This window comes from Delftia sp. JD2, assembly GCF_001682645.1.
Taxonomy (GTDB): Bacteria; Pseudomonadota; Gammaproteobacteria; order Burkholderiales; family Burkholderiaceae_C; genus Comamonas; species Comamonas acidovorans.
Genome location: NZ_LFJT01000037.1, coordinates 33146 through 49659 on the forward strand (window position 1 = coordinate 33146; position 16514 = coordinate 49659).

Annotated in this window: 12 protein-coding genes and 1 pseudogene; 7 read left to right on the forward strand and 6 right to left on the reverse strand. The window is 58.1% G+C overall.

The features are described 5' to 3' along the window. Window positions 1–26 precede the first annotated feature (26 nt). The 3 genes and pseudogenes from ACM14_RS30820 to ACM14_RS19350 all read right to left on the reverse strand — a co-directional run bounded on the left by ACM14_RS30820 (window position 27) and on the right by ACM14_RS19350 (window position 4471). Window positions 27–2624, reverse strand: a complete 2598-nt coding sequence (locus tag ACM14_RS30820; RefSeq protein WP_084027411.1) for a DEAD/DEAH box helicase — start codon at window positions 2622–2624, stop codon at window positions 27–29. Then, window positions 2621–3571: a DUF1837 domain-containing protein gene (locus ACM14_RS19345; protein WP_139093468.1), complete on the reverse strand. Its 951-nt coding sequence runs from the start codon at window positions 3569–3571 to the stop codon at window positions 2621–2623. Before ACM14_RS19345 ends, ACM14_RS30820 begins: the two co-directional genes overlap by 4 nt. Window positions 3572–3847: 276 nt before the next feature. Further along, a pseudogene (locus ACM14_RS19350) lies at window positions 3848–4471 on the reverse strand (tyrosine-type recombinase/integrase). Window positions 4472–4892: 421 nt separating this feature from the next. Between ACM14_RS19350 and ACM14_RS31740 the strand changes: the two are divergent. Further along, complete coding sequence (locus tag ACM14_RS31740; protein WP_139093469.1) at window positions 4893–7313, forward strand: M48 family metallopeptidase; 2421 nt, start codon at window positions 4893–4895, stop codon at window positions 7311–7313. 248 nt (window positions 7314–7561) lie between these two features. After that, on the forward strand, window positions 7562–7840 hold the full coding sequence (locus ACM14_RS19360; RefSeq protein ID WP_065347053.1) for a hypothetical protein: 279 nt from the start codon (window positions 7562–7564) through the stop codon (window positions 7838–7840). 27 nt (window positions 7841–7867) lie between these two features. On the opposite strand, the gene ACM14_RS19365 is transcribed toward ACM14_RS19360, so the two are convergent. From ACM14_RS19365 to ACM14_RS19375, 3 genes are all read right to left on the reverse strand, one after another. Beyond that, entirely contained in the window at window positions 7868–8971 is a 1104-nt protein-coding gene (locus ACM14_RS19365) for a porin (protein ID WP_065347054.1), read from the reverse strand. 128 nt (window positions 8972–9099) lie between these two features. Beyond that, the gene (locus ACM14_RS19370) at window positions 9100–9957 is read right to left on the reverse strand and encodes a substrate-binding domain-containing protein (protein ID WP_065347055.1); all 858 of its coding nucleotides are present in this window, start codon (window positions 9955–9957) and stop codon (window positions 9100–9102) included. Between the two features lie 74 nt (window positions 9958–10031). Further along, window positions 10032–11006, reverse strand: a complete 975-nt coding sequence (locus tag ACM14_RS19375) for a tripartite tricarboxylate transporter substrate binding protein (protein ID WP_034391632.1) — start codon at window positions 11004–11006, stop codon at window positions 10032–10034. A 111-nt stretch (window positions 11007–11117) separates the two neighbouring features. Between ACM14_RS19375 and ACM14_RS19380 the strand changes: the two genes are divergently transcribed. The 5 genes from ACM14_RS19380 (at window position 11118) to ACM14_RS19400 (ending at window position 16513) form a co-directional block, all read left to right on the forward strand. Then, window positions 11118–12020: a LysR family transcriptional regulator gene (locus tag ACM14_RS19380; RefSeq protein ID WP_034391636.1), complete on the forward strand. Its 903-nt coding sequence runs from the start codon at window positions 11118–11120 to the stop codon at window positions 12018–12020. A gap of 284 nt (window positions 12021–12304) precedes the next feature. After that, on the forward strand, window positions 12305–12886 hold the full coding sequence (gene msuE, locus ACM14_RS19385; RefSeq protein WP_065347056.1) for an FMN reductase: 582 nt from the start codon (window positions 12305–12307) through the stop codon (window positions 12884–12886). Between the two features lie 43 nt (window positions 12887–12929). Beyond that, window positions 12930–13913, forward strand: coding sequence for a DUF1852 domain-containing protein (locus tag ACM14_RS19390; protein ID WP_065347057.1), 984 nt, complete (start codon window positions 12930–12932; stop codon window positions 13911–13913). Window positions 13914–14017: 104 nt separating this feature from the next. Next, on the forward strand, window positions 14018–15043 hold the full coding sequence (locus ACM14_RS19395) for a methionine synthase (protein ID WP_034391642.1): 1026 nt from the start codon (window positions 14018–14020) through the stop codon (window positions 15041–15043). 267 nt (window positions 15044–15310) lie between these two features. Further along, on the forward strand, window positions 15311–16513 hold the full coding sequence (locus ACM14_RS19400; protein WP_065347058.1) for a substrate-binding domain-containing protein: 1203 nt from the start codon (window positions 15311–15313) through the stop codon (window positions 16511–16513). Window position 16514: the final 1 nt, after the last annotated feature.

Sequence of the window (16514 nt, forward strand, 5' to 3'; positions counted from 1 at the left end):
GTGTGATCTCCGATTTGGTGCAGGCATTAATTGGCGATATCGCCAAGAAAAAGACGCTCGCGTATTTCACGAATAATAATGGCTGGAATATCCATTGATTTGAATTGATTCAGGCGCTCAACTATCCATTTTGAGCATTCTTCTTTGGTAAGATCGTTATGAGCAATCCTTTCATACAAAGCAACCGCGCTCATGCGGGAAAGGCCGAGTTCCATAAGCGAGAGAAGTGTCATTGAAGAAACGCCGAATTCCAGTTGAGTACCGATATCCAAGCCGTCGTCAATCAAATCTTCACGGTTCGTTTCTCGAAGATGAAAATGCAGCACATCCATATAAGCGGAGAGGTATTTTGGCGCCCTAAATCTGGCAATTTGTTCTACTAGTTCCATCGTGCTGCGGATGAGTTCCGGTAGTTTGAAAGATTTACCTGCTTCTTGATGCCATTTAATGCTATCACTAATTATTCTGGCTAATGAATACCCTTTTAACCATTTGAAAACAATTAATGCATATAGCCTAATGCGCCCTTCGGGTGTAAAGGCTGGGAATAAATGCGTATTTATTCTTCCCATAATTGTGATTAGCCGGTCGTAGCTGTCATTGCTGGCTATCTCTGCTAATAGTAGGTTTTCGATATCACCGGCATATGATCGAAAGGCTTCGAGAAGGCGTTGAAGACCGATTGCGCTAACTCCTGGATGTCTAGCCGCTAGATTGACGTCGATTTCTATCTTTGCTGCCGAGGCAGCGAGGGTCTGATCAAGTTTTTCGATCAATGCCGTGTCATGACGTTTTGAAAAGCTCGCCGCTGATATGGAGCCTATTCGCATGAAGGTGGTGAGTAAATAAGCGCCAACTTGCTCAAACTTTTCCATATCAGAAATACTGGAAAAATTCGATTCCCAGCGCTCGGAAAGGTAGTTTTCCATGCCTCCTCCAAGCTCGAGTACAGCATCGCTTTCACGTTTAATTGGATAGCGTGCTCGGCTAGGAACTCCTCCGGGCCAGGCTTGCAGGTCCTCCGGATCAATACAAATAATATTACCCTGAAATTCATCGCCCCATCGACCGGCACGGCCTGCCAGATTCCAGAAATCGTGCGGCTCCATCGGGTGGCCTTTCCCCTTCCGTGGACCTCGCACCACGATTGTGCGGCACGACAGGTTGACACCCTCGATTAAAGTTGAGGTGCATACCAAGAAGCGGATTTTTCCTGAGCGGAATAGCCTTTCTATCTCTAGCCGAAGCAGTGATGGCATGTTTCCGTAGTGGAAAGCAACTCCTTGAACAACTAACGGTGCAATCCGAAAGTCCTGATGTACGCCCTTTCGAGCAAGTTCAGCAAGCTCTAAAAGCTCCAAATCGTTGGAGTCAAGTTTTGGCAAGAGCTGGCTAATCAGATCAGCAACCTCTTCAGCCTCTCCAGCACCATTGGCGTAGACGAGCGTTCCACCTCTTTCTCCTACAGCAGCGGCGATGAATGCGAGACGCTTTTTTAGTCCATCCGGCGTGCTTGCCAACTGAAGGGTTCCTACCGGGAGTGCCCCCCCTTCCTGTCGAAGAGTAAGCGTCCAGAGTTTTGATTTTCGCGGTACCTGGGTTGCAACCATCAAATTCTGAAGAACAGTCGAGGAGTCGCTATCGACGGTGACAGTTTGCATGCCCTCGGGCGCATCCGAGAGTAACTCTTCCGGGTTTTGGGTTGCCGGACTGATAAATACAGCCTTCAGATTCGGATTGGCGCGGGTGGCGCGCTCTATTGCATCCTGCAAAATGACACCGCGCTGATTGTCACCGATCTTGTGTGCTTCATCTACAATGAGTAGGTCGATAGAGAAAACGTCACTGAGAACGTTGGCGAGAAAATGTAGCCTCTCCTGAGTAAAAACGAGAATTAATCTTGAACCCCCAGAGCAAGCAGATTTATATTTTTCGGGAAGAGGTAGGGATGACACCTCAATCACCTTGATATTTTCCAGGAGTATTTTAAGATTTGTCTCGATTTCAGAAACTAAAGCTCTTGTCGGCGCGAGGTAAACGGCAACCCTTACCTCATTCGCTAATATTTGATCGATCAACCACTGAAGTACGAGAAATGTCTTGCCCGATGCGGTGGGGGCGGATGCCGAAAGCCAACACTTTCCACCAGCATTTTTCCAGAAGCGTTGCTGAAAATCGTTTACTTGTAGCCAGGCACCGCTCGACTGAATCAAAATTGATCGTTCCATCTCACGGCGCTGAGATTCGAGACGTAATGCGACGCCTAATCGTTCATCAAGATTGGCGTTTAGCAGGTTCCGATTGGTGGCTAGTGAAATAGCCCTGAAGTTCGAGAGCTTACCCAAGAGGACTGCGCCTGCATCTTTTAGAGATTGACTGTCTGATAAAGAAATTACGGCGGTTGCTATTCGGAGTGCGGCTTCTTGATCGCTCCTTTGATCAGATCTAGCTAAAATGCTACCTGCAAGCAGCATTCTGGGCCAATCAATTGCTATTGAGGACGATGCGGAAGGATCCGGAACTAGATTATCTAATTCATTGCGTACTGTAAGCCGAGTGATTGCATTGAGTTCGTCTCGAACGCCTTCTTGGAGAAGCCATGATTGGAGATCGGTGAGACTCATTGGTTATTTATCCCCATTGCCTTGAGAAAGGCTGTGCGGAAACCCTCTGCTGATGGCAAAGGGATGCAGAATATTTCGATATCCATCTGCTCAAGCTTTTCCAATTTGAGCCGCTCTCCAATACGATCGCGCCAAACTGTGAGCTCTGTGCGAGATGCCTTGATAATTTCCTCAGCAACTGCCTTTGCACTGTCTTGCGGGTAGAAGGGCGCATCAAAACCTACAAGAGCCATGCCGCAATATTGAACCCGCTTCGACATGACCGACGACTTGTCAAAATATTTCTTCAGCGCATCGGTTAGCGTAGGATTGCTCAGATCAGCTTTGTCGCTCAGGAGCATCAAATCGCGCTCCCGCCCCGCTTCTTCGTGCTCAAGCTCTGTTAGAAAGGGGGCCAGGGAATTAATGCATGCGCGAATCGCAGCGCTTGCATCTTGGTAGATTTTTGATTCACCCCAGTAGAGCTTCAAAGTCCCTTCCGATGTCACCCCTGCATAGACTCCATCCGCGCCGTGATAGTGCATCCGCGTGTCCGTCTTGAGATCCATCTTGCAAAGAATTTGTGGCAGCTTTAGGAAGCGCTCTGCCAGTAGGAACAGCAACATCTCTCCACCCTCACCAGTGTTCGCCAGGTCCGTAAACGAGCGCTTGGCTCGTTCGACGAGTTCGGCGACTGCCTCAGTGCTGTTAAACCTGTTGTCGCGCGCTTTTGCATCTGCAAGTTTGGAGCGCGGGATCGCATAGTCAACGACGGCGTTCCGCATGAACTCAGCTAGGCGATGTGGTTGAACACGGCCATTACCGTCAACGGAAAGGCAGTGACAGTGAATTTTGACCACATTTCCTTCGATAGACACGTCTCGCTCTACAAGCGTTAGATGAACTTCAAGTGCTTCTGGGTTTCCTGTCAAAGCAGATTCGAGATCGGTGCTGGTGATGGTTGACAAATGGCCTCCATATCTTCTATCCGTCAGATGGATTGCAGCAAGCAAATGTAACCTCATGAGCAGCCGTAGTCCATGGATTGGCTGACCTTCAAGTCACTTTAAGATGTACGGTCCCAGGAAGTCATGGTGCATTCTTCAGCCTGAAACCATTGTTCTGTGTTTCACTGCGGCCGTCCGCTTCTTGCCGGGAGCGGTAGCGAAGCCGGGCGCCAGCCAGCAGCCAGTCATGTCCCGCAGCAGCGGTGTTCGAACCAGGACTGCGGGATTTTCACCACGTCAGATCTCCGTCTGCTCGGAGATCGCAAGGGCGTCATCTACCTCAATGCCGAGATATCTCAAGGTCGACTCTAGCTTGGAGTGCCCCAGGAGCAATTGCACGGCGCGCAGATTCTTGGTGCGCCGATAGATCAGGGTCGCCTTGGTTCTGCGCATCGAGTGCGTCCCATAGTCGGTGCGGTCCAGCCCGAGTTCATCGACCCAGTGGCCGAGGATCCGTGCGTATTGCCGCGTACCGAGGTGTGGTGAGCCGTGAAGTCGGCTGGGGAAGAGGAAGTCCTCCTGCTTCAGCCCAGCCTGCTTGATCCACGCCTGCAACGCCTCCCGGGTGGTCTGGGGTATCACGAACTGAATCGGGCGCTTGGTCTTGTGCTGCATGACGATGGCGCGCGTCGCCACCTGATCGCCATGCCACACGTCCCGAACCTAGAGAGCGACGAGGTCACAGCCGTGCAGCTTGCTGTCGATGCCGAGGTTGAACAAGGCGAGTTCACGAACCCTGCCGTCCATTTGGAGCCGAACGCGTAGCGCCCAAATGTCCTTGAGTTTGAAGGGCACCTTTTGGCCGACGAGCTTGCCCTTGTTCCATGGCTCGCGATGAATGAAGTTGCCTGTGGTTCCCATGATGGTCTCCCATCGAGTAAAGAACACTGCAGGATGCACTTCTCAACGGACCGAAGTCGCAGAGTTGCCGGTGCTCCACGCCGGCTACGCGGGAATTTTCGACGTCGGCTGACTTGCGTGCTTGTGGAATGTCAGTCTCGGCCAACAGCAGTCCTTGGAGGTGTTCCTGCAAGCGACTGCTTCGGCAGGACAACGGACATTAGCTTGACGACGCCGACGGGTTGCTGCTCGCAAAACCTTTCGCCAACACATATAGTTACCGCTATGCTTGGTTGCGTGTTCACACGAGAAATCTTGAACTTTGCCGAAATCTAAGCAGCCTGCTTAAAGATCAATCTTCAACTACTATAGGAAATACCGAGTTATCGTCCTCCGGATTTAAAGGATTAAATCGGTATATTTTAACAAAATATTTCGAGCCATGAATAATCACTTTGATAGTATGCTTTTGGAGATTGAGCAATGCAAGTCAGACGTGGAGTGTAGGGTGAGAATAGTTTCTTGCATTCGCTTGCTTCTGCAACAAATTGACTACGGATTGCTTGAGTGGATTTCCCAGCAACAACCTTCCATCGAATTTCAACCCGATCAATTTGTCCTTGATGCGCTGAGAGCGCCTGCGGATGGTTCGTTAGTAGACGCCTTGGAAGCCCTTCTGATTTCCGCTGAACAGCTAGGCTGGGTCGGTGTTGCGCGTATCCTGGCTACTTCCTCGCACGGTAGGCCTGCGGAGAAAATATGCGGCGATCAACCTCGGACACTATTGGGGCTGTTGCGTGGGATGGTCTCGATCCGAAACAACGGTGCAGAAGGACATGGTCTCGTTGGCGGCTATGCGCGAGATGTCGAACTCGATGCATTGCGGTTTGTAATTGATGGTCTTGCGGATGTCACGCCGATTCTCGCGGATGACGGGGTGCAGGCAGCGATTGGACCAGAACGACTTCGACGTAACTTAGACTTCATCAGGGGGTGGGCTGGTCAACCCGCCCTGATTCGCCGCATTAAACCTATAGGTGCAGAGCGCGTGAGAGCCTTCTGTCAAATCGCTAAGGATGCGGATTCGAGAGAAGAGTTTAATTATGAGGCGGTCAGTCCATTCATTAATGTGACCGGCCGCTCTCTGCCGGCACCGATAATTTGGAACAATTCGTGGGAACCGTTTGTTTATCTTCCCGATCGCACAACAGACTCATTCACTGGCCGCGATCCTCAATTAATTGAACTTCAGGATTGGCTAAATGACATGGATTCACGTGCCTGCCTGATTCATGGTGATGGCGGCTACGGTAAAACCACATTGGCTCTTGAGTTTCTACATCGGGTTCTGGACGAAGAAGTGGAAGTAGAATGGCAACCGCAAATGATCTTGTTCTACACGGCAAAGCGCTGGCAATGGGGGCTGAATGGCCTTAAGCCCATTGCAGCTGGTCAGCCACATCTTTTAGAACTCTTGGCGCACCTGTATATTCTGTTTTTTGGAAAATATCCATCTACGGATTTCTATCGATTCAATGTTCCGCAGGCGGCGATCAACTTACAGTTAAAGATTAAATCAGAATTAAAATTAGAAAGAAAAGAGATTTTAATTGTTATTGACAATGCAGAAACGCTTATCGAAAGCGAGGAGGAGCGCGCCGTTCTTCGCAAAGAATTGCAGGAGATATCCAGGCGCGTCGGTCGAGTCATACTCACGTCTCGGCGTTGGGAACAAATTGAGGCATATCCTATCGCCGTGGATATTCTCACAGAGCGTGAGGCCCTTGCATTTTTGCGAGATCGCGCTGAAAAGTTAAATATTAAAATTGTTAATAAAGCCAGCGATGCCGACATCCTCGAGTCCGTGAAAAAGCTTGAACGACGGCCTATTGTTCTCGCCGCGTTTGCAAATGCATTGGTCGATCCGGCATTAAAAAACATAGATCAAGCCGCTTCGCAGGTAGCGGCGATGCTCCGCAAAGATCTTGGTGAGTTCCTATTTTCCGATGCGTGGGCTCGTCTCAATCAGGACGTCCGCCGCCTTTTGCTGCTCATGACTCGGATTGGAGACGTGCATGACGATCAGTCGTTGAAAATCTGCGCGGACGTAGCCGGTGTATCTGCGCAGATTGCCGAGGCGGCGCTACAAGAATCTGGGGGTATCGCCTCTATGATTAACGTGCAGGGCTCCTTGCAGATTGCTTTTTCAAGGAATTTTCTCGAATATGCCCGCGAAAAGCAAGTAACGACCTCAACTGGAGCGAAGAGTCCCAACGCGGAAGAAATTACTAAGGCGCGTACTGCCTATTCTGCTTTTATACAAAAGGCGCAGCGATTCACCGGTGACCGCTTTCCACAGGCATTCCGAACCCCACAAGCGAAAGCGGCCCATAGAGCGCGACAAGAAGGCGACACCGTGGAGGCCAGACGCTTATACGATGCGGCAGTGATGACCGATAGTACCAATGGATGGTTGCTTAATCGGTTCGCCTTCTTCTTGTCTCACGATGCTCGCGATAACACGGCGGCTCTCCATCAGGCGCAGAAGGCTGTTGAATTGTTGCCTAGCGAGGGGGAAGTCTGGTATACGCGGGGCCTCATCGAGGCTAGATTAGGGCTGGTGCGGGAATGTGAAACGTCTCTTGCAAAAGCTCAACAATTCGGAATTGAGCCAAATCGATGCTCTATGCAACGTGCGTGGGCATACCTGAAAGCTCGTCCGAGGCAGTTAGGATTGGCTGAAAAAGAGATCAACACATTGAAAAATTATCTGCAATCCAATGCGAAGGATGTCAGGCTTCAAGAGGAAATTCGACTGCTTGAAGGGCGTTTGGGCAATCTACGCGATCGCTTTAAAGAATAAAGGGACAGCCTTGGGCTCGTTCGGGTACCGTTCCCAGCCCAACGACCGCTTGCGCTTAAAAGCTGCCGAAGAGGTGGGGCATCGTTCAGCGTCTGGAGTGGGTCGATCGCTGGCGGACACGAGGGCTGCTGAAGCGTACCCTCGGTGTATCGCGCTGCCCCATCAAGTCTGCCATCCAGCGACAGACCGCTCACAGCCTGAAGCCATCGCTCGGAAGTCTTCGCGCGACAACTACAAGAAGGCAGTTGATGAAAAACATACTGCGAAGGGGCGCGATCACGGCATTGCTGGCAACTCTGGGATGCAGCCAGTCGCCGAGTGGGCGGTGGGAAGCGACGCAAAGCGTCGATGTTCTGCTGAAAAAAGGCGATCTACAGACAGTGGCATTTGTCCTCAACGCAGGGGACGTTTGCGCACTCGGCCAGCAGTGGAGCTTTGAAAAGGAGCTGCGTTACAAGGAAGTGATCTGCCCCCAAGGCAAGGGCTGGATCACTTCCGACACGCCGTTCAAAAAGCTGAGCGGCTGAGCTGGCAATGAAGGCTCGCAGCGCCCCTCAGAAGCTATGCATCAACCCCGCAGTCACCCCCGTAGCCACATCCTTGTTCTGCCCGCCCTGAAACCCTCCACTCCAGTGCGTGCGGTCCAGTTCCGCATACAGCTTGCTGCGGCGTGACAGCTTGTATTCCGCAAACAGCAGGGCGCGGGTGTAGCCGTCTGCGGCGCGGCCGCTGCGTTCGCGTTCCACGCGGTACAGGGCGGCGGTCAGGTCCAGCGTGCTGCGGGCAGACCAGGTGGCGCCCAGCGAGTGCACGCGCTGCACGGTGCGGGCGGTGGTGGCGTTGGTCTGGCCGTCGCTGCGCGCGGTGTTCAGTGCAAGGCGCAGGTTGTCCCATTTGTAGGTTGCGCCCAGGGTGGCGGCTTTCAGCTCCCATTGGTCTGCGGTCTTGAAGCGCTGGTAGGCGCTGGAGACCGTCCATGTCTGCGTGCCATAGGCCAGGCCTGCGCCGGCCGATGAGCGGGCGGAGCCGCCTTGCGCCGTCTCGCCAAAGCTGTACATGGCGCGGGCGGTGAGGCCGCCGAAGCGGCCGGTGTACTTGACCGAGTTGTCCAGCCGGTATGAGCCCGTGGTGGCGCCTGCGCTGCCGTATTCCACACCCAGGCCGTGGCTGCTGAGCGCGGCGGTGGCGATGTTGGGGTTGAAGGCGGCGAAGCGCATGCCCACGGGGTCCACGGGGCTGATGGCATCTGCCAGCAGGTTGGTCTGGCGGCCGGCCGTGACCTGGCCCCAGTTGCCGCCCAGGCCCACGATGGCCGCGCGGTCGAAGAATTTGCTGGAGTTGGCGGTGGTGCCGGTGTCCAGGTTCAGGCCGGTTTCCAGGTTGAACAGGGCGTACATGCCGCCGCCCAGGTCTTCGCGGCCGCGAAACCCGAAGCGGCTGGTGGTGTTGACGCCGCTGGACAACGCGGCGCCCGAGGTGTTGCTGGCGGCGTTGGCAGCGGTGAGGCCGCTGGTGTAGCGCACGCCGGTATCGGCAATGCCGTAGAGCGTGATGCTGGATTGCGCAAGGGCCGACAGAGGTGCAGCGGCGAGGGTGATCAGCACCAGGGTTTTGGTGTTCATGGGTGTTGCGAGGGTGATAGGGCTGGGCAGCGGCATGCCGCAGCAGTGCCGTTGCAGCGCCGCTGAATGAAGGTCGAACCGGGGAGGGGTGAAGGCCCCCTGTGTGTCGAGGGCCTTGAGGGCCTTGAGTGCCTAGAGAGCCTTGAGGGCTCGGGGGCCCGCCGTCAGGGCTTGGCCGCCGGCTCCATGCCCGTGCTGCGCACGATGGGCGCGGCGGCGGGGGCTGCCAGGAAGCGGATCAGGTGGCGCGCCGTCTCAGGGCTCTTGGCGCCGGTGGCCACGCCTGCGGAGAAGAAGACGCGCTGCTGCACTTCATCGGGCAGGGGGCCGACGAATTCCAGTTCCTTGAACGGCAGCAGTTCGCTGACCTGCTGGAAGCCGATGTCCGCATCGCCACGCAGCACCACGGCGCCCACGCGCTCGCTGAGGATGCGGGTGGCCTTGCCCTTCATCTGCTCGGCCACGCCCAGGCGCGGGAACAGTTCGTTGGCCAGATAGGTGCCGCTGGCGCTGGCCGAGTAGGCAATGGTCTTGGCATCCAGCAGGGTCTGCTTGAGCGCGTCCACGGTGCTGATGTCGGGCTTGGGCGTGCCCTTGCGCACGCTCATGCCGATCATGGAGCGCGCCAGGTCCACGCGGCTGCCCGCCTCCACCTTGCCTTGGGCGGCCAGATTGTCCAAGGCTCCATCCGCAAGGATGACGATATCGAACTGCTCGCCGCGTGCCAGGCGGCTGGGAATGGAGTCCTGCGCATTGCCCATGGAGGCGCCGCGCGAGGTGACGACCTTGTGGCCCGTGGCCTGCTCGTACAGGGGTATCAACTGGTCGTAGGCGGCAGAGAAGCCGCCCGAGGTGACCACGCGGATTTCATCTGCGCTGGCCGTGGAGGGCGTGGCAGCGCCCAGGGCCAAGCCCAGGCTGAGGGCGCCGCCCAGCAGCGCGCCCAGGGTGCGGCGGCGCAGGGTGGATGGCACGGAGGACTGCAGAGAGGACTGCTGGGGGGTGGAACGGATGGCGGTCATGGTTTGTCTCCTGGTTTTTTATGGTTGGGGGATGGCTGCCGAAGCTGCGGAGGCTGTTGAAGCTGCCGAGGGAATCAATCGGCGGTGATTTTTCGCTCGCGGATGATGCGGCCCCACTTGGCGTGCTCGGCGGCAATGAACTGGCCCAGTTCCTCGCGGGTGCCCGGGGCGGCGGTCTGGCCGTGCTTGAGCAGGTTGTCGCGCACTTCGGGGGTGTTCAGCACCTTGACCAGCTCGGTGTTCCAGCGGTCCAGCAAGGGCTTGGGCGTCTTGGCGGATGCCACGAAGGCGTACCAGTTGGTGGCGTTGAAGCCGGGGAAGCTCTCGGCCACGGTGGGCACGTTGGGCAGGTAGGCCGGGCGCGTGAGGCCCGTGGTGGCCAGCGGGATCAGCTTGCCCGATTCGATGTGGGGCAGGGCTGTGGGCGGGGCTGCGTAGAAGGAGGTCACGCGGTTGCCCAGCACATCCTGCAGGGCGGGCGCGCCGCCCTTGTAGGGCACGTGCAGGGTGTCGATCTTGGCGACATCGTTGAGCAGTTCACCGGCCAGGTGCGATGCGGAGCCGGGGCCGGTGGAGGCGAAGTCCAGCTTGCCGGGTTCGCGCTTGGCCTTGGCCACGTATTCGCCCAGGGTCTTGATTCCCGTGGCGGCAGGCACGACGAGCACGTTGGGAAAGTTCACGCCCATGGTGATGGGGGCCAGGTCCTTGAGCGGGTCGTAGCCGATCTTCATGAAGTGCGGCGCAATGGCCAGCGGGCCGATGGAGCCGAAGAGCAGCACCGAGCCGTCGGACGGGCCATTGGCCACCTGCGTGTGGGCCAGGTTGCCGCCTGCGCCGGGCTTGTTTTCCACGACCACGCTCTGGCCGATGTTCTCGCCCAGCTTCTTGGCGATGATGCGCGCGGCAATGTCGGCCGAGCCGCCTGCGGCGAAGCCGACCACCATGACCACGGGTTTCTTGGGGGGGAAGTCCTGGGCCTGGGCGGTGCCCACGGCCAGGGAAAGAAGGGCGGCCAGGGCGCCGCCTGCGATCAGTCTGCGTTGGTGCATGTCGTCTCCGTTTGTTGGTCTTGCCTGCCCGCAGGGGGCAGCGTTATCAAGGGCGCCATCCTATGCAGCGGGTGTTATTCTGTGAATTGCAACTTTTGGAAGGACTGTTGCGTGCAGCGCATCAAATTCGACATGGGGGAATTGATCGCCTTCGTGACCACGGCCGAGAAAGCCAGCTTTCGCCTGGCCGCAGAAGCGCTTTTCCTGTCGCCGCCTGCCTTGAGCCGGCGGGTGGAGCGGCTGGAGTCCGTGCTGGGCGCGCGGCTGCTGGAGCGCACCACGCGGCGTGTGGAACTGACCGAGGTGGGCCATGAATTCCTGCAGGAGGCGCGCAGGGCCCTGGCCGGCCTGGACGAGGCCGTGCAGCGCGTGGATGACCAGCTGAAGCTGCGCCGTGGCCGCGTGACGGTTGCCTGCGTGCCTTCGGTGGCCACCAATCTGCTGCCGCCCGTGCTGAAGACCTTTGCCGTGGAGCAGCCCGATGTGCAGGTGCACGTCATCGACGAGAGCGCGCAGCAGGTGGTGGAGGCCGTGCTGCGCGGGGATGCGGACTTTGGCCTGAGCTTCACGGGCAGCCAGGAGCCATCGCTGCGCTTTGAGGCGCTCACGCGCGAACGCTACGTGCTGGCCATGCCGCGCAGCCACGCCTGGGCCGGGCGCAGCCAGGTGGAATGGGCCGAGCTGGCGGGCAAGCGCCTGGTCTCCGTCTCCCACAAGAGCGGCAATCGCCTGCTGCTGGACCAGGTGATGGCCGGCCTGCCAGAGCAGCCCGTGGCCTGGCACGAGTGCAACCACGTCACAGGCGCCCTGGCCCTGGTGGAAGCCGGCCTGGGCCTGGCCGCCGTCCCCCAGCTCGCCCTGCGCCAGGACCACGCCCAGGTCTGCGGCGTGCCCCTGACCGCGCCCGATGTGTGGCGCACGCTGGGCCTGCTGCAAAGGCGTGACCGCGTGCTGGGGCCTGTGGCGCAGGCGTTGCGGGAGTGCCTGGTGCAGGTGCAGGGCGCGGGCGGCTGAACTGGCCTTGGATTCACTGCGCAGCAACCCCGTTGCGCGCAGGCCCTGGCATGGCTGCCGCATAGCGCAGTGCGCAAAAGGATGGGATCACACTTTCACATGACTACAGTTCATGCATCTGTGAAATAAAACCATTTTACTTCATCGATTCGCATCCCTACCATTCGCTCCCATTGTTCGTTTGCATTTTGGGAAGCAGTCATGGTCATCACCACACCCTCGGATCGCATGGATGCCGGAGCCGGCTTCCGCGCTGAACTTGGCCATCTCGCGTGAAAGCAGCCATGTCACGTCCGCTCCGTCTGGTCGCCGTTTCCGGTGGACTGCAACGCCCCTCCAAATCTGCCGCCCTGGCAGAGCATCTGTCTGATCTGATCGCCGACGAAATTCCGTGCGAACAACGCCTGGTGGAACTGGGCCAGCTTGCGCCGCAGCTTGCCGGCGCGGTGTGGCGCTCGCAGTTGCCCGAGATGGTGGAGCGCGAGCTTGCGGCGGTGGAGCAGGCGGATGTGCTGGTAGTGGCCACACCGGTCTTTCGTGGCGCCTACACCGGGCTGTTCAAGCACTTCTTCGACTTCGTCCACCAGGACGCCTTGATCGACAAGCCCGTGCTGCTGGCGGCCACCGGTGGCAGTGAGCGCCATGCCCTGGTGATCGACCACCAGCTGCGGCCGCTGTTCAGCTTCTTCCAGGCGCGCACGCTGCCGCTGGGCGTCTACGCGACCGACAAGGATTTCGTGGACTACCGCCTGCACGACGAGGCCCTGATACAGCGGGCCGCACTGGCGGTGCAACGGGCATTGCCGCTGGTCGAACTGATGCACCGCGCCAGGCCCTGGGTGGCCGAGGAAATGGCTGCGGCCTGAATCAACCCACGTTTTTATTTCTAAATCAGGTCATTGGATCACCATGAACGCAGAACTGCACTTCAGCCTCAAGAGCATCCGTTTCGATGAGAACTATCACCCATCGGACAGCACGCGCATTACGACCAACTTTGCCAATCTGGCCAGGGGAGCGAGCCGGCAGCAGAACCTGCGCCATACGCTGAGGATGATTGACAACCGCTTCAATGAACTGGCGCATTGGGACAATCCGACGGGAGACCGCTATTCAGTGGAGCTGGACATCATCTCCGTGGAGATGGGCATGGGTGCGGAGATGGGAAGTGGCGTATTTCCGTTGATCGAGATATTGAAGACCAGCATTCTCGACAGAAAATCTAACAAGCGCATAGCCGGCATTGCAGGGAATAATTTTTCTTCCTACGTGCGCGACTATGACTTCAGTGTTCTGCTGCCGGAGTACAACATCAACCGCCAGGAGTTCGGCGCGCCGGACGATTTTGGTGACCTGCATGGCAAGCTGTTCAAGCAATTCGCCCGTTCGAGCACGTACAGGGAGCACTTCAACAAGCCCCCCGTCATCTGCATCAGCGCCTCTACCAGCAAGACCTATCAGCGCACCGGGAACCAGCATCCCGTACTGGGTGCCGAGTATCAGCAAAATGAGTTGTCATCGACGGACCGGTATTTTGGGAAGATGGGAATGCAGGTTCGATTTTTCATGCCGCCCAATAGCGTTGCACCCCTGGCCTTCTATTTTCAGGGCGACCTGCTGGCCGACTACACGAATCTTGAGTTGATCGGCACCATCAGCACCATGGAAACCTTCCAGAAGATTTATCGCCCCGAGATCTACAACGCCAATTGCGCGGCAGGAAAAATCTATCAGCCGAGCCTGAAGAACCACGATTACTCGTTGACGCAGATTGTCTATGACCGCGAAGAGCGCAGCCAGCTGGCCGTCAAGCAGGGCAGGTTTGCGCAGGAGCATTTCATCAAGCCGTACAGGAATGTTCTTGAGCAATGGGCAGCCGATTGCGCGCTCTGACCGGCCAGACAGACAGACCATTTTTCATTGATTGCACAGCGGCTTGGGACAACGGTCCTGAAGTACGCTGGCACCACCCCTCTTTGCCTTGAAGGAATTCTCCGATGTTTGAAACCTCTATCGCCGGCAGCCTGCCCAAGCCAGCCTGGCTGGCCGAAACCAACAAGCTCTGGCCCCAGTGGCAGGCCGAGGGCGATGCGCTTCGCCAGGCCAAGGCCGATGCAACCCTGCTGTGGATCAAGGCCCAGGAAGATGCGGGCCTGGACATCGTGTGCGACGGCGAGCAGTCGCGCCAGCATTTCGTGCATGGCTTTCTGGAGCAGGTGGAGGGCATCGACTTCGACAACAAGGTGAAGATGGGCATCCGCGACAACCGCTACGACGCGATGGTGCCGCAGGTGGTTGCCGCCCTGCGCCTGAAGGGCCGCGTGCATGCCTTCGAGGCGCAGCTGGCGCGTGCGCACACCAGGAAGAAGCTGAAGTTCACGCTGCCCGGCCCGATGACCATCGTCGATACCGTGGCGGACCGCTTCTATGGCGACAAGGTCAAGATGGCCTTCGCCTTTGCCGAGCTGCTCAACCAGGAGGCCCTGGCGCTGCAGGCCGACGGCGTGGACATCATCCAGTTCGACGAGCCCGCCTTCAATGTCTACATGAAGGACGCCGCCGACTGGGGCGTGCAGGCGCTGGAGCGCGCAGCGCAGGGCCTGACCTGCACGACGGCCGTGCATATCTGCTACGGCTACGGGATCAAGGCCAATACGGATTGGAAGAGCACGCTGGGCGAGGAATGGCGCCAGTACGAGACGGTGTTTCCCGCGCTGGCCAGGAGCCGCATCGACCAGGTGAGCCTGGAATGCATCCACTCCCATGTGCCGCCCGACCTGATGAGGCTGCTGGCCGGCAAGGACGTGATGGTCGGCGTGATCGACGTGGCCAGCGACGTGGTGGAGACACCCGAGGAAGTGGCGGACACCATCGGCCGGGCACTGGAGTTCGTGCCGAAGGAGCGGCTGTTCCCCTGCACGAACTGCGGTCTGGCGCCCATGGGCCGGGACGTGGCGTGGCGCAAGCTGAAGGCGCTGGCAGAAGGCACGAAGCTGGCAAAGGAGCGGCTCGCCAAGGCCTGATGCCCTGCGTGGCCAAGCGCAGGGGAAGATGCCAGGGGTGCCAGGGGTGCCAGGGGTTCATGGTTTGCCCTGTTTCCGATTCAGGCAACTGTCTGAATTCAAGACACTGAATCTGTTCAATAGTCGGGCATTCGCTGCCCGTGCTCTGCCCGCGCCCGCCATTGCGCCTCCTTGGCCCGCCCGGGCCCGCCTGGCACAAAGCATGCATGGTCCCTCCCCACAAAAGCAGCGGGCGCCAGCCCAGCCGCCAACCCAAGGAGACAAACCATGCAACGCCGCCCCTTCCTGCATTCCGCCCTCGCACTCTCTGCCATGGCAGCCATGGCCGCTGCGGCTCCTGCCGCCATGGCCCAGCAGGGCGAGATCCGCATTGCTCACGTCTACAGCAAGACCGGCGCGCTGGAGGCATATGGCAAGCAGACCCAGGCCGGGCTGCTGATGGGGCTGGAGTACGCCACGGGCGGCAGCATGGCGGTGAATGGCAAAAAGCTGGTGGTGATCGAGAAGGACGACCAGGGCAAGCCCGACCTGGGCAAGAGCCTGCTGGCCACGGCGTATTCCGATGACAAGGCCGATCTGGCCGTGGGGCCCACGTCGTCCGGCGTGGCGCTGGCCATGCTGCCGGTGGCCGAGGAGTACAAGAAGATTTTGCTGGTGGAGCCGGCCGTGGCCGATTCGATCACGGGCGACAAGTGGAACAAGTACATCTTCCGCACGGGCCGCAACTCCAGCCAGGACGCCATCAGCAATGCGGTGGCCATCGACAAGGCGGGCGTGACGATTGCCACGCTGGCCCAGGACAACGCCTTCGGCCGCGATGGGGTGAAGGCCTTCAAGGACGCCATCAAGAAGGGCAAGCTGGCGCATGAGGAGTACCTGCCCGCCGCCACCACGGATTTCACGGCAGGGGCGCAGCGGCTGATCGACAAGCTCAAGGACCAGCCGGGCAGGAAGATCATCTGGATCGTGTGGGCCGGGGCGGGCAATCCGTTCAAGATTGCGGACATGGATCTCAAGCGCTACGGGATCGAGATCGCCACGGGCGGCAACATCCTGCCCGCCATGGCGGCCTACAAGAATCTGCCGGGCATGGAGGGCGCCACGTACTACTACTACGGCATTCCCAAGAACCCGGTGAACGAGGCGCTGGTGTCCATGCACTACAAGCAGTACAAGACGCCGCCGGATTTCTTCACGGCCGGCGGTTTCTCTGCGGCCATGGCCATCGTGACGGCGCTCAAGAAGACAGGTGGAGACACCAAGACCAACACGCTGATCAAGGCCATGGAGGGCATGAGCTTCGACACGCCCAAGGGCCAGATGACCTTCCGCAAGGAAGACCACCAGGCCCTGCAGAGCATGTACCACTTCAAGATCCGCGTGGACCCGGCGCTGGCCTGGGGCGTGCCCGAGCTGGTGCGCGAGATCAAGCCCGAGGAGATGCAGGTTCCCATCCGCAACGGCCGCTGAG